Source organism: Sinanaerobacter chloroacetimidivorans, assembly GCF_018128545.1.
GTDB lineage: Bacteria > Bacillota > Clostridia > Peptostreptococcales > Anaerovoracaceae > Sinanaerobacter > Sinanaerobacter chloroacetimidivorans.
The window spans coordinates 70,570-94,648 of sequence record NZ_JAGSND010000003.1 but is presented as its reverse complement, the minus strand read 5'-3'; the positions used below and the strand labels follow the sequence as shown (position 1 = coordinate 94,648).

At 43.8% G+C, this 24,079-nt stretch carries 18 protein-coding genes and 2 pseudogenes; all 20 read right to left on the bottom strand.

Annotated elements, in window-relative coordinates:
• Window positions 1–64 precede the first annotated feature (64 nt).
• Window positions 65–2,605, bottom strand: a complete 2,541-nt coding sequence (gene cutC / locus KCX82_RS05835; RefSeq protein ID WP_227017508.1) for a choline trimethylamine-lyase — start codon at window positions 2,603–2,605, stop codon at window positions 65–67.
• A 147-nt stretch (window positions 2,606–2,752) separates the two neighbouring features.
• Window positions 2,753–4,252: an aldehyde dehydrogenase family protein gene (locus KCX82_RS05830; RefSeq protein ID WP_227017507.1), complete on the bottom strand. Its 1,500-nt coding sequence runs from the start codon at window positions 4,250–4,252 to the stop codon at window positions 2,753–2,755.
• 42 nt (window positions 4,253–4,294) lie between these two features.
• Window positions 4,295–4,597, bottom strand: a complete 303-nt coding sequence (locus tag KCX82_RS05825) for a BMC domain-containing protein (RefSeq protein WP_227017506.1) — start codon at window positions 4,595–4,597, stop codon at window positions 4,295–4,297.
• Window positions 4,598–4,624: 27 nt separating this feature from the next.
• Window positions 4,625–4,921, bottom strand: coding sequence for a BMC domain-containing protein (locus KCX82_RS05820; RefSeq protein WP_227017819.1), 297 nt, complete (start codon window positions 4,919–4,921; stop codon window positions 4,625–4,627).
• A gap of 98 nt (window positions 4,922–5,019) precedes the next feature.
• Window positions 5,020–5,286: a hypothetical protein gene (locus tag KCX82_RS05815; RefSeq protein ID WP_227017505.1), complete on the bottom strand. Its 267-nt coding sequence runs from the start codon at window positions 5,284–5,286 to the stop codon at window positions 5,020–5,022.
• A gap of 4 nt (window positions 5,287–5,290) precedes the next feature.
• Window positions 5,291–6,382, bottom strand: coding sequence for a hypothetical protein (locus KCX82_RS05810; RefSeq protein ID WP_227017504.1), 1,092 nt, complete (start codon window positions 6,380–6,382; stop codon window positions 5,291–5,293).
• 454 nt (window positions 6,383–6,836) lie between these two features.
• Window positions 6,837–7,532 (bottom strand): hypothetical protein, encoded by a 696-nt coding sequence (locus KCX82_RS05805; RefSeq protein WP_227017503.1) that lies wholly within the window; start codon window positions 7,530–7,532, stop codon window positions 6,837–6,839.
• Window positions 7,533–7,537: 5 nt separating this feature from the next.
• Window positions 7,538–8,707, bottom strand: coding sequence for a 3-methylornithine--L-lysine ligase PylC (gene pylC / locus KCX82_RS05800; protein WP_227017502.1), 1,170 nt, complete (start codon window positions 8,705–8,707; stop codon window positions 7,538–7,540).
• Window positions 8,701–9,771 (bottom strand): methylornithine synthase PylB, encoded by a 1,071-nt coding sequence (gene pylB / locus KCX82_RS05795; protein ID WP_227017501.1) that lies wholly within the window; start codon window positions 9,769–9,771, stop codon window positions 8,701–8,703. Before pylB ends, pylC begins: the two co-directional genes overlap by 7 nt.
• Before the next feature lie 43 nt (window positions 9,772–9,814).
• Window positions 9,815–11,632, bottom strand: coding sequence for an ASKHA domain-containing protein (locus tag KCX82_RS05790; protein ID WP_227017500.1), 1,818 nt, complete (start codon window positions 11,630–11,632; stop codon window positions 9,815–9,817).
• A gap of 19 nt (window positions 11,633–11,651) precedes the next feature.
• On the bottom strand, window positions 11,652–12,368 hold the full coding sequence (locus KCX82_RS05785) for a vitamin B12 dependent-methionine synthase activation domain-containing protein (RefSeq protein WP_227017499.1): 717 nt from the start codon (window positions 12,366–12,368) through the stop codon (window positions 11,652–11,654).
• A gap of 88 nt (window positions 12,369–12,456) precedes the next feature.
• Window positions 12,457–13,815, bottom strand: coding sequence for a uroporphyrinogen decarboxylase family protein (locus KCX82_RS05780; protein WP_227017498.1), 1,359 nt, complete (start codon window positions 13,813–13,815; stop codon window positions 12,457–12,459).
• Window positions 13,816–13,830: 15 nt separating this feature from the next.
• Window positions 13,831–14,463: a cobalamin B12-binding domain-containing protein gene (locus tag KCX82_RS05775; protein ID WP_227017497.1), complete on the bottom strand. Its 633-nt coding sequence runs from the start codon at window positions 14,461–14,463 to the stop codon at window positions 13,831–13,833.
• Between the two features lie 28 nt (window positions 14,464–14,491).
• Window positions 14,492–15,928, bottom strand: a pseudogene (gene mttB, locus KCX82_RS05770) ([trimethylamine--corrinoid protein] Co-methyltransferase).
• Window positions 15,929–16,029: 101 nt separating this feature from the next.
• Complete coding sequence (locus KCX82_RS05765) at window positions 16,030–17,583, bottom strand: BCCT family transporter (RefSeq protein ID WP_227017496.1); 1,554 nt, start codon at window positions 17,581–17,583, stop codon at window positions 16,030–16,032.
• Window positions 17,584–17,670: 87 nt separating this feature from the next.
• Window positions 17,671–19,059 (bottom strand): annotated as a pseudogene (mtbB, locus tag KCX82_RS05760) ([dimethylamine--corrinoid protein] Co-methyltransferase).
• 38 nt (window positions 19,060–19,097) lie between these two features.
• Window positions 19,098–19,751: a cobalamin B12-binding domain-containing protein gene (locus KCX82_RS05755; protein WP_227017495.1), complete on the bottom strand. Its 654-nt coding sequence runs from the start codon at window positions 19,749–19,751 to the stop codon at window positions 19,098–19,100.
• A 303-nt stretch (window positions 19,752–20,054) separates the two neighbouring features.
• Window positions 20,055–21,482, bottom strand: coding sequence for a sigma-54 interaction domain-containing protein (locus KCX82_RS23120; protein ID WP_227017494.1), 1,428 nt, complete (start codon window positions 21,480–21,482; stop codon window positions 20,055–20,057).
• Between the two features lie 178 nt (window positions 21,483–21,660).
• Complete coding sequence (locus KCX82_RS05745; RefSeq protein WP_227017493.1) at window positions 21,661–23,409, bottom strand: DUF4037 domain-containing protein; 1,749 nt, start codon at window positions 23,407–23,409, stop codon at window positions 21,661–21,663.
• Between the two features lie 13 nt (window positions 23,410–23,422).
• Window positions 23,423–24,052 carry a DUF4125 family protein gene (locus tag KCX82_RS05740; RefSeq protein ID WP_227017492.1) on the bottom strand — a complete coding sequence of 210 codons (630 nt, stop codon included), beginning with the start codon at window positions 24,050–24,052 and terminating at the stop codon, window positions 23,423–23,425.
• Window positions 24,053–24,079: the final 27 nt, after the last annotated feature.

Here is a 24,079-nt window from a genome sequence, read left to right as displayed (position 1 = left end):
GCCGTCAGTATTTTTTGCCAATACAGACGGCAGAAATTACTTGATTTTCAATCCAATCTTATTCCTATAAGTGTGTCAGCATGGTTCTGCTGATGATTTCGTCTTGTACGTCCTTGCAAAGCTCTACGAAGAATGCACTATATCCTGCTACACGAACGATTAAGTCACGATATTTTTCCGGATGCTTCTGGGCTTCGATCAAAGTGTTGTTATCCAGATAGTTGAACTGCATTTCGCCATTTCCGAAAACGGAGGCCGTACGCAGCAGTGTGATGATCCCCTCTTCGCCTTCCGGAGTATCCAATAGACCCGCCATCAGCTTAAAGTTGTGAACCTGTCCGATATTCATGTTGTCTACTGCCATCTTTGAAATTGATTTAATGATGGCGGTAGGGCCCTTGTAATCAGCACCCTGAGTTGGGCTGATACCATCCGATAACGGCATCCAAGCGCCGCGTCCGTTGGCAGATGCACCTGTCAGCTGACCAAACGGGGTGTTGTTGGAGATGGATAAGGTACCATGACTCAATACAGAGTATAAGGTCTTATATTTACGGTGATCCATTTCAGTGAAGTGGATCAGATCTGCTGCAATTAAATCCGCATAGTCATCATCATTACCGAATTTTGGTGCATTCAGACAATCGATCTTCATTTGCTCATATCCTGCGAAGTCAGCCTTTAATGCTTCATTGAGCTGTTCAAGAGTGTATTTCTTTTCATCAAATACAAGCTTCTTGATTGCAGCCATAGAGTCAGCATAGGTTGCAAGTCCGGACCAGATAACACCAGGTCCAAAGTTGTACATGGCTCCGCCGGCAGATACATCTTTCGCTTTTTCCATACAGCCTTCATACATGATGGACATCAACGGTTTTGGTGCCAATTCTCTGTGTACACGCTGTGAAATAACGGTAGCAACGCTTGTCAGTTTCGTTACAAATTTAATTTGTTCCTTAACGGCTCTGTCGAAATCTTCATAAGTTTTATACTGGCTTAAGTCACCCATATCCGGAGTAACCTGTTTGCCATACCAGAGCGGAACACCATGGTTCAGAACCAGCTCAATACAGATCGGCCACTGGGTATAAGCAGTGGAAGTCCACTGGTAGAGACGTCCTGCCTTCTGTGGTTCAACACAACCCATCAAGCAGTAATCACGAGCATCCTCAATAGACACACCCTTTGCCAGCATCATTTTGATATGAGAATCGTCAAAATGGCAAGCTGGGAATCCCATTCCGGAACGGATTACATCTACAATTTTCTTTAGGTATTTATGCGGTGACTTGTTGTGGATACGGCACGCTAAGGATGGTTGATAAATCTTAACATGTCTGACAGCATCCATCAGCAAATATGTAAGATCATTGGTAGCATCACGGCCTTCACGGGTAACACCGCCCACACACATATTAACGAATGGCTGATATCCTGCGAAGAACTTGGAACCGCCTTCACTTGTTATCCACATCATTTCAGACATTTTGATCAGCATACAGCCTGCTAATTCGAAGGCTTCAAACTCTGTCATTCTGCCGGACTCAATGTCCTCCTGGAAGAACGGATACATATACTGGTCAACACGGCCGATTGACATACCTGTCTGGTTTTCTTCCACTACCAGCAGGGACTCGATGGTCCATACTGACTGGATTGCTTCCCAGAAGTTTCTTGGCTTATGGGCCGGAACCCAGGCATTTACTTCTGAGATCTTCTGCAATTCAGCTTTACGCTTTGGATTTGTTTCTTTTGCTGCCAATTCAGCTGCGTAATCTGATAAACGCTTTGCATAGATCATTACGCCTTCAGTTGTATCGATGATTGATTTATAAAAGTAGATCTTTTCAATATCGTCTGGATTATCATAGCTCAAATTTTCTAAGTGATCTTTCGCTTCCTGCTGAATATCCAGCATACCCTTCTTCATCAGAATCACATCATATCCAGGATTTGAGTCACCACCGCCGTTTACTGCGTGATAGGAGCAATCTGAAACAAAGGATTCTCCGGAAATTTCCCAAACGCCAGCTTCACGATACTGATCTTCACAGTATTCATCAACGGATTTACCCTGCCAGAATGGGAACAGCTCTTCCTTCATAATCTTCTTGTCTTCCTCAGAAATGTAGAATGGATCCTGAGGTCTTGTTCCAATGGTGTCAATCTCATCAACCATCCATCTCCATGCAATATCAGGAGAAAATGCGCCGGCACGAGGCGCACCGTTAGGCGCTCCCACGATCAGCTCATCGTCCTGGATCACTAAAGGAGCTGTTTCGCAGCAGTAGCGGAAACACTTGGCACGCAGCATGATTTTAGGCATGCCTGGATTTTCCTTAGCGATCTTTGTGATAGCTCTTGCACGATAAGTCGTGATGGAAGGTACATGTTTTAAATAGTTTTCTTTTAAATTTTCAAGTCGTTTTGTAATTCCGTTTGGAACGCCAACGCCATTTTCGATGCAAACCGAATTGTTTACAGGCTCTTCTTTCGTTATTTCTTTGGAAACGCTTTCAAACATCTTGATCAAAGATGCGCGTTCTTCTGCAGACATATCCTTGGTTGCTTCTGCTAATTTGTTCGAAAATTCACGAATATCCAAAGTTCTTACCTCTTTCCTTCATAATTTTTGTGGTTTACTGTTCATAAACCGATTATCTATGGTTACGATGCTACATTCATATCCCGGCCCGCCTTCACTTACGCATCTACCCGCATTTGTGCCGGCGAACTTTATTTTTACCGCTCTTTAGTCGCTGGTTTTCAGCTCCTGGATAACACTTTGTAAAATACGCTGTAACATTTGTATATTTTCTTGATTGTACTCCTCCGGCATGACAGGCTCGCAAGCATCAGATGTTTCTCCTGCCAAGCCCTTATTTGTAATTTCCTCTGGCTTTCGCACACCGTATCCGACTTTTCTGATATAAATCAAGTTCATCGGTGATACATTGTCGGAGGTAATACCTTCCCCTGCCGAACCGCTGCCTAAAGTCATGGCCGGAAACAAGTTGGTGGTAGCCCCCATGCTTCCGAAGGTAGCCGGAGTATTTACCAGTACTCTGCCTACCGGTTTTTTTAAGATAAACTGGCGAATCACCTCTTCATCATTAGAATGGATTACAAGTGTATGTCCGTTCCTCTCACTGAGCAGAAGCTCTATGCACTTTTCACAGGCATGCATCCAATCATCTTCAATATAGTAAGCTAAAACCGGACAGAGCTTTTCCTTCGAGTAAGGATTCTTCTCAAAAACATATTTCTGTTCCGAAATCAGTAATACCACATTCTCCGGTACATAGAAACCTGCTCTTTTGGCTAATTCCCGCGCTGATTTGCCAACCATTTCAGAGTCGGCACTTCCATCAGAACGGAAAAGCAGAGAACCAAGTTTTTGAGATTCTTCCTCTGTCATGAAGTAGGCTCCGCGTATTTGCAGTTCCCTTTTTACCTCGTCTGCAATGCAGCTGTCTACAACGATTGATTGCTCCGCAGCCGATACGATTCCGTTGTCAAAGGTCTTGCTGGCAATAATATCGCTGACTGCCTGCCTGATGTCCGCTGTTCGTTCAATAAATGCCGGCCCGTTTCCGTTCCCGCCGTAAATCACCGGTTTCCCGGAATGATATGCCGCTTTGAGCATACCAGGTACTCCTGTATTCATGATCAACGAAGTTGCCTGATGGTTCATTAATTCCACCGTACCGCTTTGTGTCACTGTATGTAAGTAAGCCAGTGCTCCTTCCGGCAATCCATAAGCTTCTGCCGTTTCAATCATCATGTCCAGAGCTTTGCAAATCGTCTCCTTTGCCCGTGGATGCGGAGAAAAGATAATGGCATTACCGGACTTGATTGCAATTAAAGCCTTGTAAATAGTCGTGGAAACAGGGCTGGTTGCGGGACACAATGCGATGATAACACCTTTGGGAACACCCACATCCATCGTCCTGTTCTGCAGATCTTCCTTTATAATACCTACGCAACGCATTCCTCTGAGTCCAGTGCGCAAATACTCGCAGACAAACTTATTTTTGATATATTTATCCTGCCAGATACCGTAATCCGTTTCCTCACAGGACATCTTCGCCAGTTCGCCGGCATGTTTTTCAATTTCCTCTGCCATGCGTTCCACAATCACGTCCAGTTTTTCCTGAGAAAAGGCGGCCAGTATTTTTTGCGCTTCACGGGCATTTTCCGCAAGAATCCGGGATTCTTGGATGGAGAGCAAATCTTTATCAATTATATTCATTTGTAACTCTCCTTTCTTAGTTCACCCAACTTGTAAAACAAATTAACCAAGTAAGTTTTCTAATGAATAACGAGCAACAATTTTTTCAAGATCCGGATGCGGTCTTGCGATTACAACGGAGCTGTAAACCTCGGCGCCCATATCCTCAACGGCTTTCACGCCGGCACTTACGGCAGTTTTGCATGCTCCTACATCTCCGCGCACCAACACGGAAATATATCCGGAAGCTACGTTTTCGTAACCGATCAATTCAACATCAGCTGCTTTACACATTGCATCTGCCGCCTCTAAAACAAAAACCAGACCGAATGTTTCTATTAAACCTAAAGCTTCGAAATTGTTCATCTGTCGTTCCTTTCTCTTTCGTTAATACTATTTATCAATATCATGCACGGAAACAATGTCGCCGACTGCTTTGATCGGTCTTGGCATAACATTGTGTGCAGTCAGTTTTCCGATAGCAGCAGCAGCTTCAGCTCCTGCTTCCACAGACGCTCTCACAGCTGCAACATCTCCCTTTACCATGATGGTAACCAGTGTTGAGCCTACATTTTCATAGGATATCAGTTCCACATCGGCTGCCTTTAGCATTTTATCCGCTGCTTCAATCGCAGGAACCATTCCAACTGTTTCCACAAGGCCTAACGCCTGCTCTCCATAATACCTCACTTTATGTTCCTCCTTTGTTTGTTTTTTGGTTTTTGAATCTTTCAGGCAAAGACCCTGGTCTTTTGCCTCCGCCTGAAAAATTCCATTCATATTCTCTATTAATCTTTAATGTAGCTGTTGATGGTTGCCGTACCTTCTTCATGTGCGTGGTAGTAAACTCTTAATTCACCCTTTGCATCCAGATCGAATCTTGTTTCTTCAAGAAGTCCGTTTGCTTCGGCAGTCATAATGGCCTCCACTACGGCGGGCTTTCTCAGCGCTTTAAAGTTACCGTATTCACCCTTCAAGGCTTCGATTACGTCGTCTGCGCAAGCTTCTTTTACGGTTGTAAAATATTTTAAAATAGCATAATTCAATGGTTTCATAGTATTAAGCCTCCTTCTTTCTGAATAAGTCCAACGGATTCATAGCAATTACTAAGATACCGATAATCATTACGATAGCTGCAGCCCAAGCGATTGGAGGAAGTGCCCAGCCGTCCTGACCAACTACTACGCCAAGTACGATCCAGCAGAAGAATGGTCCCCAGAAGGAGTAAGCACCATTACAAGCCATACCGAGAGCAGCACCGCACATGCTGTTTCCTTTGTACCATAAGCTGTATGCGAACACTGCGAAGAAACCGCTGACTACAAACCAGATCATAGCAGGACCGCTGGATACTGCTTGTCCGATAAGGTCGGTAGCAAGTCCGATTCCGCCGCCTGAAAGGATTCCGAAAATAGGTACTAAGATAATTAAGTTTGAAAGGCCAGATGTTACCTGACGAATTGTAATACCGATTTCGTAGTCGATCATGGATGTTCCGTAACCGGCTACACAACCTTCAAGACCCCAGCCAAGCGCTGCAATAAAGGCGATCAGCATACCGAGCATCAGTCCTTCCGGAGCATCACCGCCCAGGCTTGTACTGCCAATCATAAAGCTTGCTATGAAGCAAATAGCGATACCAAGAAGCATACGGGCATTTAATTTCTGTTTGAACAAAATTCTGGCTAAGATTGCTCCAATTGCAGGGCAAAGAGCAGTGATAGGAATAACGATTGAACCAGCCATCTGCAGTGCAACTACATAAGCCGTACTTGAAATAGGACCACCGACAAGAGCAGCAGCGATCATGACTTTACCCGGTTTGGTTTTCAGAGTTCTAAAAAAATCTCCTACCTTACCCTTTGCTCCGGCAATACCCAGACACCAGATAGCACTGATAGTATCGTTGATGGCACTGCCAAGGGCTCCTAACATGTATGTAATAACGAAAGCTGATAACGCAGCTGTGTTAACACCATACCAGTCAGCCCAGACGCCGTTAGACATCCCTAAAGTCAAAAATGCGGAATACAATCCATAACACATACCGGAAAGTATTGCGACGGTGATTCCTTTCTTAAAAAAATTAGATGATAACTTCTTTTTTGCAGCAACTGCAGATGCATTAGCTGATCCTGAAACTTCGTTCATAAACAAACTCCCTTCTCCTCTTAAAATAGTTTTAGCTTTTTTAATGTATCATCATTAAATAAAAAATTATAATGACCATAGTATTCATTTCTTACGCAGCGTAAAATTTCCGTCATTATATCGTGTAAAGAATTTATTATAAATGGTTCGGCATCTCCTAGCATCATATCAATCATAACCGAACAAGCTGTTTTTTCATGGTATTAATTAAAATAGTTTACTGCATAATATCCTTTATTTTTTACGTTACAATTGTACTATCGTTATATTTTTGCACAATTGCCTTCAAATTATTTTCAAAAAACCATATTGTGGGAGCACGTGGACAATATCCATGTACCACCTAATGAAATTTGTTCAATAAAACTAATTTTTTTAATATAATTTCCTGCAAAAACAAAAAAAAACAAGGCTGCCGCATGAAAAGCCCTGTTTTTTTCATATGGAGAAAATCCTATTTTTTATGCCCCCCATAGGCGCTGCTGCAGGTTTCCCTGTGATCGCAGAAATCACACGGCCGTATTTTTTCATCGTACCGTTCCTGCCCGATTCCGAATATGCCGGACACACTCTTTTTGGGGTGCATTAAACAGTAATTGTTCAGCGTTACTCCGATGGCTTCCGGTTCCAGCAATCTGAAAATAATCTTCTGGAGCTCCATCGCTATGTTATGCTGTCCCGGGCTGAAGGCAAATGTAGAATAAACACCCTGCTTTTCCAATTCTGCCGCAAGACTCTCTTTTAAGTACAATGAACCGCACTCCACCACTGCCGTGCCCCAGCTGTCAAGAAAAAGCTTCTGTATCATATTTTCTTCCGCATCATCGAGGGCTTCGTACCCGGACACGCTGACCACATAGAACACCAGCTCTGAAGATTGGCGGAATGCCCGTGCGAGCATGGGGCTTTCCAGAACCTCACCGCTGCAAAGCCTGATCTGATGATCTTTGATCTCCTCCACTTCATAGGATTCAAAAATTCCGTCCAATTTCAGAGTTTCAAAAGAATCCTTCCGGGTTTTATCGAAAAAGGGTTTGAATTTATCTGGAATATTCCTGACGTCCAGTTTCATCTGACCACCGAACATGATATCGATCCCTTTTATCTCATCAATTGGAATCGATCTGATATTTTTCTTAACAGCACCCATCTTTTTCACCTCCGATCAACACTCCCCTTGCAAACTTCTCTGTCTGCACCTGGAAAGGAGTTTTTCAGTTTTTGAATCATATTGTTTCGTTTTCTTTCAAGTTCTTCTCCGGTGTCCGCCCAATTGATGAAAGTGCCGTGCCATTCATCATGTTCCTCGTCATAATCAGTCAACGCCTCATCAGCGCCGAAGAAGTTTGTTTGCAGAATCAATGGCCTTGCTTTGCACATGATATGTTCGCCGCCCGAAAAGTATCCATTTTTATTTATTTTAAAATGCTCGTAGGAACAATGTCTTCCCAGATCCTTCAACGGGTGACGAAAATCTCCGTACAATACGATGTCGGCAAGTTCCTCAAGCTGGTTCATCCCCGACGCATGGTAGACGACAGTCGGTGTCTGGCTAGGAATCCTTGCATCGATTTCAAGTACTTTAAGCATCCCTTCATCATCGATCACTTCTACATCCATGATGCCATGAAGGTTGATCAGTTCTGCCAGCTCGCATCCAATTTCAGTAAACCGTTTTCTCTGCGCCTCAGTAACAGGGCACGGCGAAGTTACCCTTTTACAGTCATAGACCTCATCCATATGGATTTTCGTAATTCTATATGTCCTGTAATTTCCAGGCATACCGATTACTTCAATAGAATAGGACGGCCCGTCAAGAAACTCCTGGATGACCCAATTTCCTTTTTTTCCTTTAGTATTCAAAAAAGCTTCCAGCTCTATGTCGGTATTTGCTCTTCTGACACCGGAACTTCCGCTTTCCCTCGAAGGCTTAATTATGTATGGCTTTTTACAATAAGGATAATAGCGTGGTGAAGGGATCTGGTTCATCCTGATCAATTCATCCGATTTCAGCTTTGAGGAGCTGACCGCGTAGGCAGGCATATCGAATGCAAGCTTCAGATTATTTTCTTGCGCAATTTCAAGCAAAGCCTGATGTACCTCATCATTCTCCAGCGCCGGCAAGATGAAGTCCGCCGTTTTCAAAAGGTCTATCAAAGCCTTTTCCTTGTTTCGCACATCAAATAACGCAAGTTCATCACAGATACCGGAAGCAATTGAATTCTCATTTTTATCGATGAGAAGACTTTTTATTCCGGCTTTCCTTGCAAGGTATAAAGCCTCTGTTCCTTGAAGCTTTCCACCCACAACCGCAATTTTCAACACGTTACACCTCCCGAAGCTGCTGCTGAACGCTGCGGCAGGGTTCTTAAATATTCTTTGTATTCTGATGCGCTTGCAACAGAAAGTCCCATTCCATCCAAAATGTGTTTCACTTCCTCTACCGTTCTGCCGCCTTCATCTACATCCATGGTGCTTTGAGCTACGCCCATGAGTCCTGATTGGGGAGGGATAATCGAAGTTACGACATTCGCTCCCGCGTTGATCCGTTCTTGAAGTCCTTTAATACCATCCACATCCAATGAAGCAGGAATCAGCGCATATGGATACAGGATCCGCATCAATGCGATAATCTTCATTTCAACATTTCTGTCCGGAGTCTCGGCATTCTCCATCGGACTGCCCTTCTGAGGAACAAAGCTCATGACTCTCATCTGACTTGCACCGATTTTTCCCATAACCATAAGGGAATCAGCGATATCCTCTTCCTTCTCACCGATTCCGGCTAGCAGGCCCTCTTCAATCAGCATCCCTTTTTCTTTTGCATACATTTTACAGTCCATGCGCTCAAAGTAATCCTGATGAAGCCTTAATTTTTTAAAGAGCTCTTCATTGTGAGTCTCTTGATAAAGCGCATACCACTCGACTCCTAACTCAGCAAATTTATCAATCAATCGGTCACTGAGAACTCCCGGTGAAATCATGACCGGAAGCTCCGTCTCCTCTTTCATGATCTTTGTGATTTCCAGTACGGTATTAAATTCCTCCTGATGATATCCCGGGTCCTCTCCCATCGTAAGGTCGATCAGATTGATTCCCGACGCGGCCAGCTGTTTTGCAATATCGACCACCTCTTCCGGAGATTTCCGGTATCGTTCAATTTCATTTGACTTTCTGAAATAACAGAAGTTGCAGTTATTCCGGCAAAAGGTTGAAAAATATACAAATCCGTAAATAAATATCTTTTTCCCAAAGATATCTTCTCTGATTTTTCTGGCACGGCTGAAAAGCTCTTCATTTAATTCCGGGCTGTTATCCTTGAGAAGATCAACGATCTGGTTCCTTGTTAACGGATGTACAAATAAATCCATACCACTTTTTTCTTTCATCACAAACCTCACTTTAACTTGATCTCCCTCTAAAATCACCTGATCAGAAACTCATGGACTTTACATATTCATCCTGAAATTCGGTGCAGGAAGCAAGTTCTACATGAATAACGGCTTCTGCCGTTCTCTCGGCTTCTTTTTGCTTATCGGAAAAAAGCAGGGCCATGCATGCGCCGATTCCTGCTGAATTGCCTTCCGATATGATTTTATCCTTATCGATTTTAGGCAGCAGCCCAATTGTCAGGGCACTGTCTATGTCGATATAATTGCCGAAAGCACCTGCTATATGGATCTTGTCGAGATCATCATCCGTGATACCCATCCGATTCATCAGGATTCTGATCCCCGCATAGATTGCTGCTTTGGCAAGCTGTACCTCTCTGATATCCTTTTGTAAAATGACGATGTCTTCCCCGTCAGAATTGTAGGCCAGGACAAATTCATTTCCTCTTTCACTTTTCCGAAAACGGGAGATGATCGATTCCGGGATATTTTTTTCTATCATAGCTTCAGGCTTTATGAATTTTCCGGTCCAATCAACCAAACCGCTGTTGATAAGCTGTGCTACCGCATCGATAATTCCGGAACCGCAGATTCCTGTAGGTACTGTACTGCCGATCACCTGAATACGGACATCATCTTCAATCTTGATTTTCTCTATTGCACCTTCGGCGGCTCTCATTCCTTTAAAGATGGATGCGCCTTCAAATGCCGGACCGGCGGCGGTGGAACAGGTGATAGCCGATCCTCTGCCTGTAAGAACGATTTCGCCGTTGGTCCCTACATCAAGCATTAAATGGATACCATCTCCGTGCATGATGCCTGTCGATAGGATCCCTGCGGTGATATCCGAACCAACATGTCCTGCAATAATAGGCATCAAATAATACTTTGCGTTCTTATTGATACGGATTCCCAGTTCGGAAGCCAATCCGGCAACACTTTTCACGAACACCGGTGCAAAAGGCGCCACAGCCAGTTGTCTTGGATTAACGCCCAATAACAGATGGCTCATGGTTGTATTGCCGACAAAGGTGATTTCATATATATGCTCCAATTTCACGTGGTAAGTTTCTGAAAATTCAGAAGCGATGCCATTTATGCAAGCGATGATCTTTTGGTGGATATTTTCCAGATTTTCCTTGCTTTCATTGGCATATGTAATTCTCGAAATGACATCGGCACCGAATACCCCCTGGGGATTTGTCACTGCGTTCACTCCGATCAGCTCGCCGGTGATCAAGTTCCATAAATGACCCACAACCGTTGTCGTACCGATATCCAACGCCAAGCCATAACATTCTGTCGTTGCATCTCCCGCTTCTATATCGATGATTTCATTTTGCCGAGCCGTTACAGTAATTTCCCGTTTCTCGGAAAGAAGGTCAGGTATTTTCTTTATAAGCTCGGAACAAATGGTCCCCCGCTCATCCAAACCGCAATTTTTTTTTATTTTTTCTAAATCCGATGCCTGATTTTGAATCGTGGATTCTTCGATACGAACAAATTGTTTCTTGTATCCGTTTTGTATGATCAGGCTGTCCGGCATTGCCATCAGCTTCGTTTTTCTTTTAACCGCATCCTCCTCCAAGGGAACCTCAACGATTACATCATTTATAGGCCTAAATTTACAGGCCAGACGATATCCGGCCCTGATCTCGCCCACCGACAGCAGCAATTTTTCTTCTCTGCTGATTTTTTCATCATTTCCGGAGATCACTTTGACTTTGCATTTGCCGCAAGTACCGTTACCGGCACAGTTGCCGTCGATGGCAGCACCGGCTTCGGCTGCCAGCTTGAGTACAGATTTTCCGGTTTCAAATGTGTATTCTAAACCTTTTGGTAAAAAGCGAATTTTCATATCATATCCCTCCAGCCGATCATCCTCTTAATTCGTGTCTGAACCTGCAAAAGCTGCACCCCATAAGGTTTCCCATGCATTCCTTGCAGCTCGGATGAGGAAGATTTTCAGTATTGGTCACAGCAAAGTAAAGTCCGGAGCAACTTTTCACCGGCAGCATAAGGCCGCTTTCCTTTACCTGCATTCCGATGCTATCCGTAGCCAGGATCCGGAACAAATTTTTTGTCTGGCTGACGTCCATGCCATAAAACCCGGGGCCGAAAGCGTCGGACAGAAAGAGATCCTTGCCGAGCCGGCCGGGAAACTCTTTTTCCATATCCTGCTCGATATATCCTTCCAGGAGTTCCCTCGCAGAATCCGTATAGGCAGTACCCCATATATCGGAAAATACTTGCTTTACGATATCGTCTCCGTCGCTATAGATGCATTCGCCTGCAGTGAGTGCATACATATAAACTTTTTTAATATGATCCTGCTGGATCTGCGCAAATGCAGGACAGTGAAACTCCGTTCCTTCAATAATCACTTTATGGTTATGAAACACCTCCGCGCCATAAGAGGATACAATGGCTTTCATCCGAATGCCTTCCAAACCCTGGCTTCTCGCCTCCATACCCAAGTCAAACAATTTTCTGCGCTTTTTCTCTCTGTCAGGAAAGCCGCATATTTTAATGAAATAATCATTCGCTTTTTCAAATGCTTCTTTTTCATTAAATTCAACTATTTCATTCCTCATTTTTTCCCTCTTTCAAGACAGAGGCAACCATTGACTAAACCGCCGCTGTCAAGGCTGCCTCATAACAAAGTCTATCCTTAGCCGTATGCTATTTTACATATTTCTTTACTTCTGCGATCAATTCCTGTTTATTTGGAATGATTGAAATATATTTCTGCTCGCCGTTGATACACATGGTCGGCAGATTAGCAATTCCCATTTTTCTTGTTCTTGCGATGTCTTCCTTGATAAAGTACTTGTAAACTCTATATTCTGCGATATCTTTCATATCATTGTATGCGTCTTCAACAGCAGCAAGCATATAGGTACATGCCGCACACTGTTCAGGATCCAATAGAAACAATTCAATGAGTACCTTGTCGAGGCTGGCATAATCAGGAAGCTCTACATGGATATCATCAACCACAACCTGATAGTTTTCAATTAGCTGTCTTGCCTTTTCCGGATGCTTAACTGCCTCTGCACATGCCACGGTATTCTCTATGGGCGTGTCATACGGCATATCACAACCGGGGCTGATGATCAGGTTATGATGATCCGCAATACTATCCAGCAGATCTATCACTCCTTTCATATTGTCCTCCTGGGTTCCATGCAGCATTGTCGTTGTAAGGGGAATGTTTCCGCCGATGGAAATGTTGTATCGGTCTGTGATTTCCTTTGCCTTTGCAAGATTGACGTTTTCATCAACCGATATCCCATCCGGCCCCATTTGACACATTACCTCGATCTGCTTGGTTGCATTGCCGCACACAAAGAAGCAGGAGTAAGCTCCCTGGTTCCTTATGTAATCAAATACTGCCTTAAAACCTTCGGAAAGCATCCTCTCTATATGTTTAGGCGAAACCTGGCTGACAAGCGGATCAACGACTGCGATGACATCCATGCCTGCTTCAATGTACATTTCGGACATCTGAACCGCCACCTGTGAGCAAAAGTTTACCAGATCCTTAACATACGCAGGGTCGTTAATCATATCCATAAAGATATCGCTTCCTCTTAAGTGGGATGCCAGGGTGAACGGTCCGCAAATTAATCCGTAAAGAGCTACTTCACTGCCGATTTCGGCCTTGATTCTCCTCATTGCAGAAAGAATCACAGGCAATCTTCCGGATTCTCTTGTGGGAATTTTGCAATTGCAGGGGATCGACTTATTTTCACCTTCCAATGGATGGGATTTGACCGACGGGGGATTGTTCTTCGCCCATAGAAGATCGCAGCCTAAAATCTCTGCTTCCACTTGCAGGTCAAATAAAACAGGTAATCCATCGGGGATATAAAACTTATTTGCTGCCAGAATAGCTTCCACCAGTTTGTCTTCGTCTGTCAGCACTTCTTCAGCTGTATAACCTACGATTTTGCCGGCATGAACTCCAGCAAATGGGACCCATGGTATGTCACTGGTTTTCTCATGTCTTAGTGATTTAAAAATTAATTCTTTTGCCATATCGTTCCCCCCTTATTAATTGCCTAATAATCTGTCTGCCAGCTCAACAGCGCCGACAGCATCCTCTGAATAATTAGCCCCTATTTTTAATGCATAATCGTTTGACAGCGGAGCACCGCCGATCATAACAGCAACTTGATCAAGACCTTCCTTCTTTAACGATTCTACGGCCGTATCCATGGAAAGCATCGTAGTCGTAAGCATTGCAGACATGGCCAGGATGTCAGGTTTATGTACTTTAACGCCGTCTAGGATCCTGTCAACAGCAACGTCTGCCCCAAGATCTATAACTTCATATCCCGCGCCTTGCAGCAGCATACTGCATAGCTTCTTCCCGATATCATGAAGGTCGCCTTCAACTGTGCAAAAAACGATCTTGCCGGCATTCTTTATGTCACCCGCATTCAGCAGAGGCTTCAATATTTCCATACCAGCATCAACAGTCTGTGCAGACATCAATACTTCAGGAACAAAAATCGTCCCTTGTTTAAACTGTTCCCCTACTAAGTTCATCCCTTCTAAAAGTCCGTCATTCAAAATGCTCTGGGGGGTCTCTCCATCCTCAAGGCCTTCCTGGACGAGTGCAATGACTTCTTCTTTATCGCCTTCCTCCACAGCCTCCATTATTTTTTTAAAGATTTTACTCATTTCCATTCTCCTATGATAAGATAAATACTTATTTTACGCCATATTCCTTTTCCGCATCTTCTATTATCTTTCGGATATAATCTGCTTCCTCTTGACTTAACGGATCAGGAATATGATTCTCCAATAGATGAATCGCTTTTTCATAACTCTTGTCAGCCATAGTCTTGCTTCCGCCTGCAACCCAGGCATCCCTGGCCTGTCGGTTGATCAGATCCGAATGAGACTGTATCCTTCTAAAGTTGCCGCTTGTATGAGGATGGGAAACAAATTCACCCGTACCTACTTCTTTGATTACATTCAATGCCAATGTTTCATCGTTAACGATAAATCCATTGATCGTGTGCAATACCATCTTAAATATCTCAGCGTCAATTAATAATTGAGCTAAATCGAATGTCATTCCAAGCTCAAGCATACCTGCACCGTATATAAGGTTAGCTCCACCCTGTGCAGCTAAAAGAGCGGTTAAGGTTTTCTCATGAGCGGCCTGCGCATCCGGAACTTTACTGTCCGCCTATCCTCCTGCCACGAAGCTGGGCAGCAAATAATATTGAGACAGCTGTGCAACAGCATTGCTGATCATTGCAAGTTCCGGAGAGCCCACAGGAGTAGTCAGATGTCTCATGTCCATAATCGATGTAGAGCTTGCATAAAAAACCGGTGCTCCTTTGCAGGCAATCTGACTCAGGACGACTGCCGATAATACCTCCGCGTTATGGGTTACCAATGTCCCTGCCAAAGTAACCGGAGCCGTTGCTCCTGATAAAGCCATTGAAATAATATTGGAAGGAATTCCGGCCTTTGCGCCTTCAATAATTACATCAGATGCAGCGGGGTTCAGCTGCAGCGGGCTTGTAGGGCATACGTTGAAAGTAACGATCGGCCTTTTTTTCAGTTCTTCCCTGCCCCCAACGATTTTAGCTGCCATGTCTATAATTTTTAGGGCGTTCTTTTCGCCGTCAGGACCGATAAAAATATGCTTGGAAGTGTTGTGGAACATAGCCTCCATATTATGAAGTGCCTGTACAGGACCCGGAATATCCTGGGAAGCAACCGAACGATATGCAATCGGCAGCACATTGATCGCATCTGCCACTCTTGTATTTCTTTCAAGATCCACCTTTGTCGATCTTCTGTATTCTTTTGTATATGGATCAATGACATTGACACCTTCACCGAAATTTATGAAAGCGACTTTTTTCTGCTTGATGACGTAATCATTTTTAGGATTCCGGCCGGCAAGTAAAATCACGGAGGGAGCTGATTGAATGGATTCCTCTACCAAATGAACAGGAATCTTTACATTATCTCCGGCAACGGTTGCCCCTGCTTCCGCAAAAAGATCTCTTGCCTTACGGCTTTCTACTTTAATACCTACTTGACTCAATACTTCCAAACTTGCAGCATGAATTGCATAAAGCTGATCTTCCGTCAGCTTGTTTCCGTAACTGAATGCGGAGTTCATCGTATCAAGAACATAAGCTGTTGTTTTTTCTTTTTTTGCCATAATATTCTCCTCCAGACAGACACACCCGGTCAGAGCGTGTCTGCAGTTTACTTTCATTCCTATTTGATACCATATTTTTCAAGCCTACCGGCTTTTCGGTCCTCCGACAGCCATTTTAACAGCTTGATTTCCATAAAAGCTACGATTACCATAAATGGAATAGAAATTAATATTGATAAGTTCTTAAGGGCTGAAAAAGATGCATTTGCAAGTAGAATGGAAAGCGGTACCAGAGTGAGAACAAAACACCAAAATACTCTGAACCATTTATTCACTTCCCCGTCATTCTCGGTCATTTTTGTGGTAGTCTGTGCCAGTGACAAGGAAGCGCTGTCAAGTGATGATGCGACAAAGCCTACAATAACGATCAGCAATACGACCGGGAGCAACACGCTGCCGCCTGGAAGCAATGCCACTACATCAAAGATGCCTCTCTCACCTACACCGCTGTTCGCAAGGGCTACAATGTCTGAAAGCCCTGTGATATGGGAATGAATTGAGAAGTTTCCATTAATAGCAAACAGGAACCATCCTCCGGCAGAAATGCCAAGTAAAGTAGCCCATACCAATTGACGAAGTGTTCGGCCTTTCGAGATCTTTGCAACAAAAATACCCATCATGGCTGCATAATTCAAATAGAATGCCTGGAAGAACAACGTCCATGACTCTGGAAATCCCGAATTGGTAACCGGGTCCGTATACAAACTCATACGGGGAAACTCGAAGATCATCCAGCCGAATGAATTTACCGTATTTTTCATGATGAATGTGGTCGGACCTACAAGGAATACATAAATCAAATACACGATACATAACCCTGCCGTAATGTTGCTCAAATTCTTCATACCTTTTTTGGTTCCGATAAACGATGTGAATGTAAATACCAGCGCGATTACCACAACAATTCCGATTTTTACAGGACCTGTCACTTCTATACCAAACAGCTTCGTTAATGCGCCTCCTGCCAATGGAACCGCAAGTCCTAAGGAGCATCCGAGACCGCCGACGATTCCAAAGATTACGCAAAAGTCAATCAACTTTCCTACAAAGCTCTTTCCTTTGAATTCGCCCATCATTGCGCAGCATACCGAACTGGTCTGCAATAGAGGAACCTTACGAATGTAGAAAGCATATGCCATGGCAGCACCGATGCAGACATAGACGCACTGTCCTGAAATGCCCCAGTGGAAAAACTGATACCCCAGGGATGACTCCAGGGCTTCAATGCTTTCCGGTTCCATTCCAAGTCCTGGGGTAGTATAATAATATGTCCATTCTGTAAATGACCAGTATAAAGCGGCAGATGCCAGCGCTGCAAGAGTCATCATTGCTATGTAACTAAAAAGCGAATATTCCGGTTTTTCATCTCCAAACTTTATGTCTGCATACTTGCCGGCCCCTAGATAGATGGAAACACATAAGGTGAAAAGAGTAAATACTAAAAGCACGGAACCCGTTATTTTTATAATGGCATCGAACGCACTGCTGACTCCATTCAGGGTTATATCCGGCTTAACAAACATGAAACCTACAAAGGTAAATAGTATGGCCAGGCTAACGATTGTCAAAGGCAAATCATATTTGCCGCTTTGCTTCATTTTAATTTGTTCCATATATTACCTCCCATGATAATATAAACTCATTATTTTTATTCGGCACGGATGAAGCGCTCCTCGTGCTTCAGTCCGTACCGTTATTCATTACATACCGGTTAACTTCTTGAACTTTTCCACACTCGGAATCTTAATATCAAGCAATTCTGCAATCTTTATTTTTGCCGCCATACCTGTTGCCGCGTTCGTTCTGGACAGTACCGTGCCGATATCGAGAGATTCCCTGATCTCCTTCATTCTGGCAGAGTCTGATAAATCGAACACCGAACAACCTAATTTATCTGCAACATATTTTTTGGCCTGGTTAATCTTCATGCCTTTCATGACCATACGTGCAACCAGGTCTCCGGCTGTACGAATTCCTCCCATTCCAGCGGCCGTTTCGTGCATGCAAGCCATTCCGTAAGCATCCCCATGGCCAATCTACAATCCGTCGGCTTTGCCGATTTCCATCATAACTTTAGAAACTCTTGTCGTACAGTCGGTAGGTGATGTATTGGTCAGAGGAATTCCGCCAACGCCCATACCGGCATTTACAAGGACCGGAATACCTGCCACTCTTGTCGCTTCCTTGACATATGTAAGGGATCTTGCCAGATTCCACGGGAAGGACCTGCTGCTATTTGTATTAATTACCACACCATAGCTATGTGCACCTGCTGCTTCGACAGATTTAACCTGCTTAGCAGGATATTGCCCAGCTATTTTTTCGCCTTCAAAAGTCAGCTTACCATGCATTCCAAGATGGAATTCATTTGCCATGCCCATAGTGATGCTCAAATCAGGATACTTTTGTGAAAGAACCTTAGCCGCTTCAAGCGCAGCGATTGCGTCGGCATCGCCGCTAGCACCGATGGTATCGAATTGGATTCCGCAGGCACCGGCTTCAGCCATTTTACTTCCAATGTATATCATATCATCTCTACAGAATTCGAGAGCCGCTTCCTGGGCATCGCAAGCATCCTTGATCCTTCCTTCGGGCAAAGCCACCGACCAGTTTTCCACCGGTCCGTCGGGTTTTGTATAAAGACCCATATTCGGCATTGCTCCATAGAAGACAGGCATGATACAGTTCATCTGAGCGGATTCCATAGCCATTGCTTCTTCAGCGATAATATTCTTGATCGCCTTGTAACTATAATCTACATGGCAAAGTTCCATGGTATCTGAGCACAGGATTCGTTCATGAATCAGTAAAGCCGTAGTTCTATCCACAGGGATGCCTGCTCTTACCGGAAGTTTCAATGTCCCGGCATCAAAGGTCACAACACCTTCGTTACCTCTTTCTACGCTTACATTTTTCTCTGGCATCATGAGGATATCCAACAGTCTGTCGATATCTTCCTTATCCAGCGGCTGCGATTTTCCTTTTTTAACGGCATCTTCCATGCCTTTTTGGACTTCTTCTTCCAGTTCGGCTTTCGACATCCATATGCCTTCACCATCGCCCATTCTGGTAAAATAACTATCCTTCATGTTAGGCCTCCATTCATAAAAATTAAATTAGAATCGGTTTATCGTGTTTTGGCTGAAATGATCTCGTTAATCTGCCTTATCGTCTCCGTTGCATCTTCACTATAATAGTCGGCACCGATCTTATCCGCCCACCGTTGTGTTATCGGTGCCCCACCGACAAAAGTCTTGACCTTATCTCTGAGTCCCGCTTCTTTTAAAAGTTCTTCAATTCGCTGCTGCTCCGTCATGGTGGTTGTCAGCAGTGCACTGCTTCCGACAAAGTCTGCGTCAAATTCTTTTACCGCTTTTACAAATTCCTCGGCAGGGACTTCTCTTCCAAGATCATGAACTTCTACACCGTTTGTCTTCACAAGAGACGCAACAATACCTTTTCCGATATCATGCACATCCCCCGCTACAGTTGCAATGATCATGACACCTTTCTTCTGAATACTGCTTTGGTCTAATTTTGATTCGACCTCTGCAGAGATATTCTTCATGATGCCGCTGATATAAATCAGTTCCGGCAGAAATACTTCCCCTGAACTGAACTTTTCGCCTAGCTCCTGCATACCTGCGCTGAAGCCCTTTGACAGCAATTCAACTAGATCAAGTCCTTCGGTTTCAGCCTTTTTAATAATGTCCAACGCTCTGCTTTCATCGCCTTCTATGATTGCTTCAGCTGCATCCGCAAATACTTTTTCTTTATTCATTTTTTCCTCCTTATTTCTAAAGATGCTTAAATCAAATTACATAGATACATTGCAGGAATCGTGCCAAATTATAATCTCCAAGATGACCGACTTGAGCATCTCCCTGATTCTGCAGCACCAGCTCAAATTTATCAAAAGCAGACAACTAAAAAAAGCATGGAAAAAACCGTTTCTCAGTTTTTTCATGCTTTAATAAGACACCTTACGTGTAAAATATAATGAAAAAAGTCCTTATCCATAATGAATATATTCATTGGTTTATCGGAAAAATTTCTTTGATAAATCACATAGTCATCTCTTTTCTTATGGTATGCACTTATGTTTATGCAATAGCTTTACTACTGTTGACTGGTCCACTTGCAGCACCGCGGCAACTTTATAAGTGGAATTGTACATTTTGTAAGCTTTGCTGACAAGCTGTTTCTCCAAAGCCCATTTTGCCTCTTTTAAGGGCATAATCTCCAGCTCCGTCAAATTCTTAATTTCTGATAACCCACCATCTCCATAGAGAATTTTCTTGATATCCTCCTTGGTAACCATTTGCTCGTCAGACATGACAAATGCCCGTTCCATTACGTTTTCCAATTCCCTTACATTTCCCGGCCAGTCGAACCGGATCAAAATCTCGAGAAGTCCGTTGCCCAATATTTTATGACACCGGTATTTAGAATTGTTGCGTGAAACAAAATACTTCGTAAGAACATCGATATCTCCGGGACGGTCACGAAGGGGCGGAATGTTGATGGGGATTACATTCAGCCTGTAATACAGATCCTTTCGAAACTTTCCTTCCTCGCACATCCGTTTTAAATCCCGGTTAGTTGCAGCTACCACCCTTGCATTCACCTTGATCCTCTCCGTTCCTCCGACTCTTGTAAAGGTCCCATCCTGTAAAAAGTCGAGTAGTTTGACCTGCAGCGTCAGTGGAAGCTCACCGATCTCATCCAGAAAAAGCGTTCCCATGTGGGCCATTTCAACCTTTCCCTTTTTACCTCCCAAGTTCGCTCCTGTAAATGCACCTTTCTCATATCCAAACAGTTCGGACTCAATCAGCTGTTCCGGTATGGTACCGCAGTTAATTTTAATATAAGGTTCATTGCTCCTGTTGCTGAATTTGTGCAGGGATCTGGCCACGACTTCTTTTCCGACTCCGGTTTCTCCCTGTATCAAGACCGATACCTCCAGGGGGGCTACTCTGGCCACGGTGTTTTTTAGTTCCTGCATGATCGGGTCGCCGGAAATAAAGCCCTCTGCTTCAAACATAGATTCTCTCAGATTATGGATCTCAGCTTTGTTTTTTTCAATTTCCATTGCCTGTTTTTCAACAGTATGCAATAATTCGTTCACAGCGTCCACATCTTTGGATGTGCTGATAACCATAACAATTTCATCCTGCTCCTTATCGAAAATGGGTACACCTGTAGCAAGGACGGTCTTACCGTTCTTCAATTTCTGCAAAACGTTGATGCTTTTTCTCTGGCGAATGACCTCCATGGTACTGCTGACGGAAAAATATCCTTCTTTTTCAAAATCTTCCGCGTTGCGTCCTACGATCTGATCAACTGGGAGTCCGATCGTCTTAACGGAAGCAGGATTTACAAACAGTATTTTCCCTGTTCCGTCGGCCACGAAAATTTCTTCACCCAGGTATTCAACCATGACTTTATAAAACTCACTTTCATAACCTGCCGAGACGATTTTTTTTAAATACTTCTGCTCTAAAGCGTCCACTTTCCAGCCTCCTGTTCCAGTTGTTTTTCAACAAACCCATACATGAAAAACGATGAGGTTTCACCTCATCGTTCAAAAGGAAGAACCCGTCCTTGCTGTCATTTTATCATTGACGTTATTCCTTTGCAATTATTATCTGTCTCATATTCAAAAATTTTACAAAATAAAAACCATAAAATTATTTCGCGTCAAACATGACAGGTAAATGTTTGATCTGGGGGTCAGAAATCAAGTCCATGACAGAGCGGCAATGGCTGTTCAGAAAAGCATCCGATCCGGCAATGATCCCTTGTCGCCTGAGTTCATTTCCAACCCGAATACAGATTTCTTCTATGAGCAAAACCTTTTTATCCGTATTCCCGGCAGCATCCGGAAGGGCGGACAGCTGCTCCAGCAGCGGTTTTACATCCCGCAAGCGTTCCAGCTGATCCATTCCCTTGAACATCCATTTATAAAAGGGCATATAGCTCCGGTTTAACAAATAGATCATCGATACAGAAGCCTTTACAAACTCGCTGCAGGAAATATAGGCTGCCGCGTACTCACTTCTCTTCATGCATCTTTCATAGTTATACTGGCCAGTTTGGGACATCATGGCCATTCTTGCAGCCAGCTTCTTCAGATAAATGTCCTTTGGATAAAAGTTTGACAACCCGTCTCTTATTTTGGTGAATTCGCCCAGATGATCTTCAAAAATTTTTCCGTTTGTCACCGTACTGAAGCTGGTTTCCGGAGCAAACAGCCATTCTGCATTGCTCTTGGGAACGCCGGTACAGCCGATATATTTCCTGTAAAATTCACCGGTACTGAAAACGCCCACTCTGCCGCCGCCTTCCAAGGTTTCCATTCTGAATTTTCCGTTGAAAGTCTTTGGTAAGCGATCATAGGAAGCCTGCAGCTTTTCACCGATTTCCCGGAAAACCGCATCAGGCAGCCAGATACAAAATCCCGGCCCGAAGTCGTGGCTCTCGGACAGCTCATCATCAAAGCCGAAGCATTCGGACCCCTCGCCAACAAGACCTATGGCCATATATCTTCTATACTCCGGAAAGCTTTCCTGAATCATGTTCCTGCCGTATTCGTTATAGTATGCCTCTGCAAGTTCAAGTCCTGTCATTCTCTTATTTGCTGAAGTCATCGTTTCATAGACCTTTGCAAGATTTTGGGAGACCTCCGTATAAGATTTATTTTCTCCATAATTCTCTTTAATCAGTTCCAGAGCCTGCTCATAATACCTGGCTGACTCGGCGAGTTTTCCCTGATAGTAATGCAGTTCACCGAGAGAATTTAAAGTGGCTGCATAATGGATGTTGATTTTACCCGGCAGCTTTAAAAAGATCTTCTCTGCTTTCTTAAGATGATCAAGAGCCTCGTGATACCTTTGCTTTTTTAAATATCTTGTAGCAAGGGTCGTATAACTGGTTGCAAGCTCCGGGTCATATCCCGTTAAACCTTTTATGACAGCCAGCGATCTTTCTGCATAAGTCAATGCCTCATCGGTCATGTTCATTTTGTCACAGGCATGGCTCATGTTGTTATAGAGGGCAGCCATTCTATAGTCCCGATCCAATCCGGCACAGGTAAAGATCACTGCCGCGTTCTCATACAGCTTTATCGCTTCCAGCGTTTCATAGGCTTCCGCGTAGACCCCTGCAAGATTCAGAAGCGTTGTTCCATGCTGTACCGTATTTTGAAGTCCCAGCAGTTTAATGGTTTCCACAGCAATGGCATATACCAGCTTTGCCTCATCGAATCTGCTCGTCACCCGGTAAATTCCGCCAAGTTCATTGGCAATTGCAAGCAGTGACGGCAGGTCATTTTCCCTTTGTACGCGTTCCATAGCGTCTATCACGTACTTTTCAACCTCTTTTATATTCTTTGTCTGAAACATCGAATCCAGCTCTTTAAAAAAGTTTCCAGGCTCCATATGTATCCCCACCTTACATTTTCGCTTCCGCTGCTTCTATAGAATCATATCCGTACATTTTTACCATTTTGTCCTTTACTAAAAATGCAAAATTGGTACCTTCGGCCCTGCACTTTTTAAGATAATCCAGGAATAGCTTCAACGTGTATTGTGAATAGGTTCTTAATTCTCCCCTGGCATAGGTTTCCGCGGAAGTTTCCGTTCCGTCTTTTGCAGCTTCCACAGGCCGCCCTTTGGTGCTAAGCTTTGGATATTGTAAGGTAAATTCCTTATCAAAACCCGTCAGGTATTCAGCGATTTCATCGATCAGCTTTTTTGTATTGTCATCTATCTTTGGCAGGAAGGGTGACAGCTTGCTGTTAAAGTACGCAGGATCCGTAAATTCCATCATGTAGGCATATTTCTCCATGACGAGATTCCTGTCTTGCTCCATGGCCTCTTCCAAGTCCCTCACATAGCTTCTTATCATCGTATCGGGCCATGCATTATAATAGGAATATCTCATGATGTGAAAGGTTGTCCAATCCTCCTGGCAATCTGCCTTGCCTCCTATATTGTCAACATTCTTAAGCATTTCCCACTCGGCTCTCAGAATTTTTTCTATGATCAGATTGCGTTTGCCGGGCTGCATCGTTTCATACATTGTTTTTTCCTCCTTTGAGCAATGGTA

Excerpts from the sequence above, each read along its gene's own strand:
- KCX82_RS05830 (WP_227017507.1), bottom strand. The coding sequence starts at position 4,252 with ATGAATATAATTGATAAAGATTTGCTCTCCATCCAAGAATCCCGGATT.
- KCX82_RS05825 (WP_227017506.1), bottom strand. The coding sequence starts at position 4,597 with ATGAACAATTTCGAAGCTTTAGGTTTAATAGAAACATTCGGTCTGGTT.
- KCX82_RS05815 (WP_227017505.1), bottom strand. The coding sequence starts at position 5,286 with ATGAAACCATTGAATTATGCTATTTTAAAATATTTTACAACCGTAAAA.
- KCX82_RS05810 (WP_227017504.1), bottom strand. The coding sequence starts at position 6,382 with ATGAACGAAGTTTCAGGATCAGCTAATGCATCTGCAGTTGCTGCAAAA.
- KCX82_RS05805 (WP_227017503.1), bottom strand. The coding sequence starts at position 7,532 with ATGGGTGCTGTTAAGAAAAATATCAGATCGATTCCAATTGATGAGATA.
- pylB (WP_227017501.1), bottom strand. The coding sequence starts at position 9,771 with ATGAAAGAAAAAAGTGGTATGGATTTATTTGTACATCCGTTAACAAGG.
- KCX82_RS05790 (WP_227017500.1), bottom strand. The coding sequence starts at position 11,632 with ATGAAAATTCGCTTTTTACCAAAAGGTTTAGAATACACATTTGAAACC.
- KCX82_RS05785 (WP_227017499.1), bottom strand. The coding sequence starts at position 12,368 with ATGAGGAATGAAATAGTTGAATTTAATGAAAAAGAAGCATTTGAAAAA.
- KCX82_RS05780 (WP_227017498.1), bottom strand. The coding sequence starts at position 13,815 with ATGGCAAAAGAATTAATTTTTAAATCACTAAGACATGAGAAAACCAGT.
- KCX82_RS05775 (WP_227017497.1), bottom strand. The coding sequence starts at position 14,463 with ATGAGTAAAATCTTTAAAAAAATAATGGAGGCTGTGGAGGAAGGCGAT.
- KCX82_RS05765 (WP_227017496.1), bottom strand. The coding sequence starts at position 17,583 with ATGGAACAAATTAAAATGAAGCAAAGCGGCAAATATGATTTGCCTTTG.
- KCX82_RS05755 (WP_227017495.1), bottom strand. The coding sequence starts at position 19,751 with ATGAATAAAGAAAAAGTATTTGCGGATGCAGCTGAAGCAATCATAGAA.
- KCX82_RS05745 (WP_227017493.1), bottom strand. The coding sequence starts at position 23,409 with ATGGAGCCTGGAAACTTTTTTAAAGAGCTGGATTCGATGTTTCAGACA.
- KCX82_RS05740 (WP_227017492.1), bottom strand. The coding sequence starts at position 24,052 with ATGTATGAAACGATGCAGCCCGGCAAACGCAATCTGATCATAGAAAAA.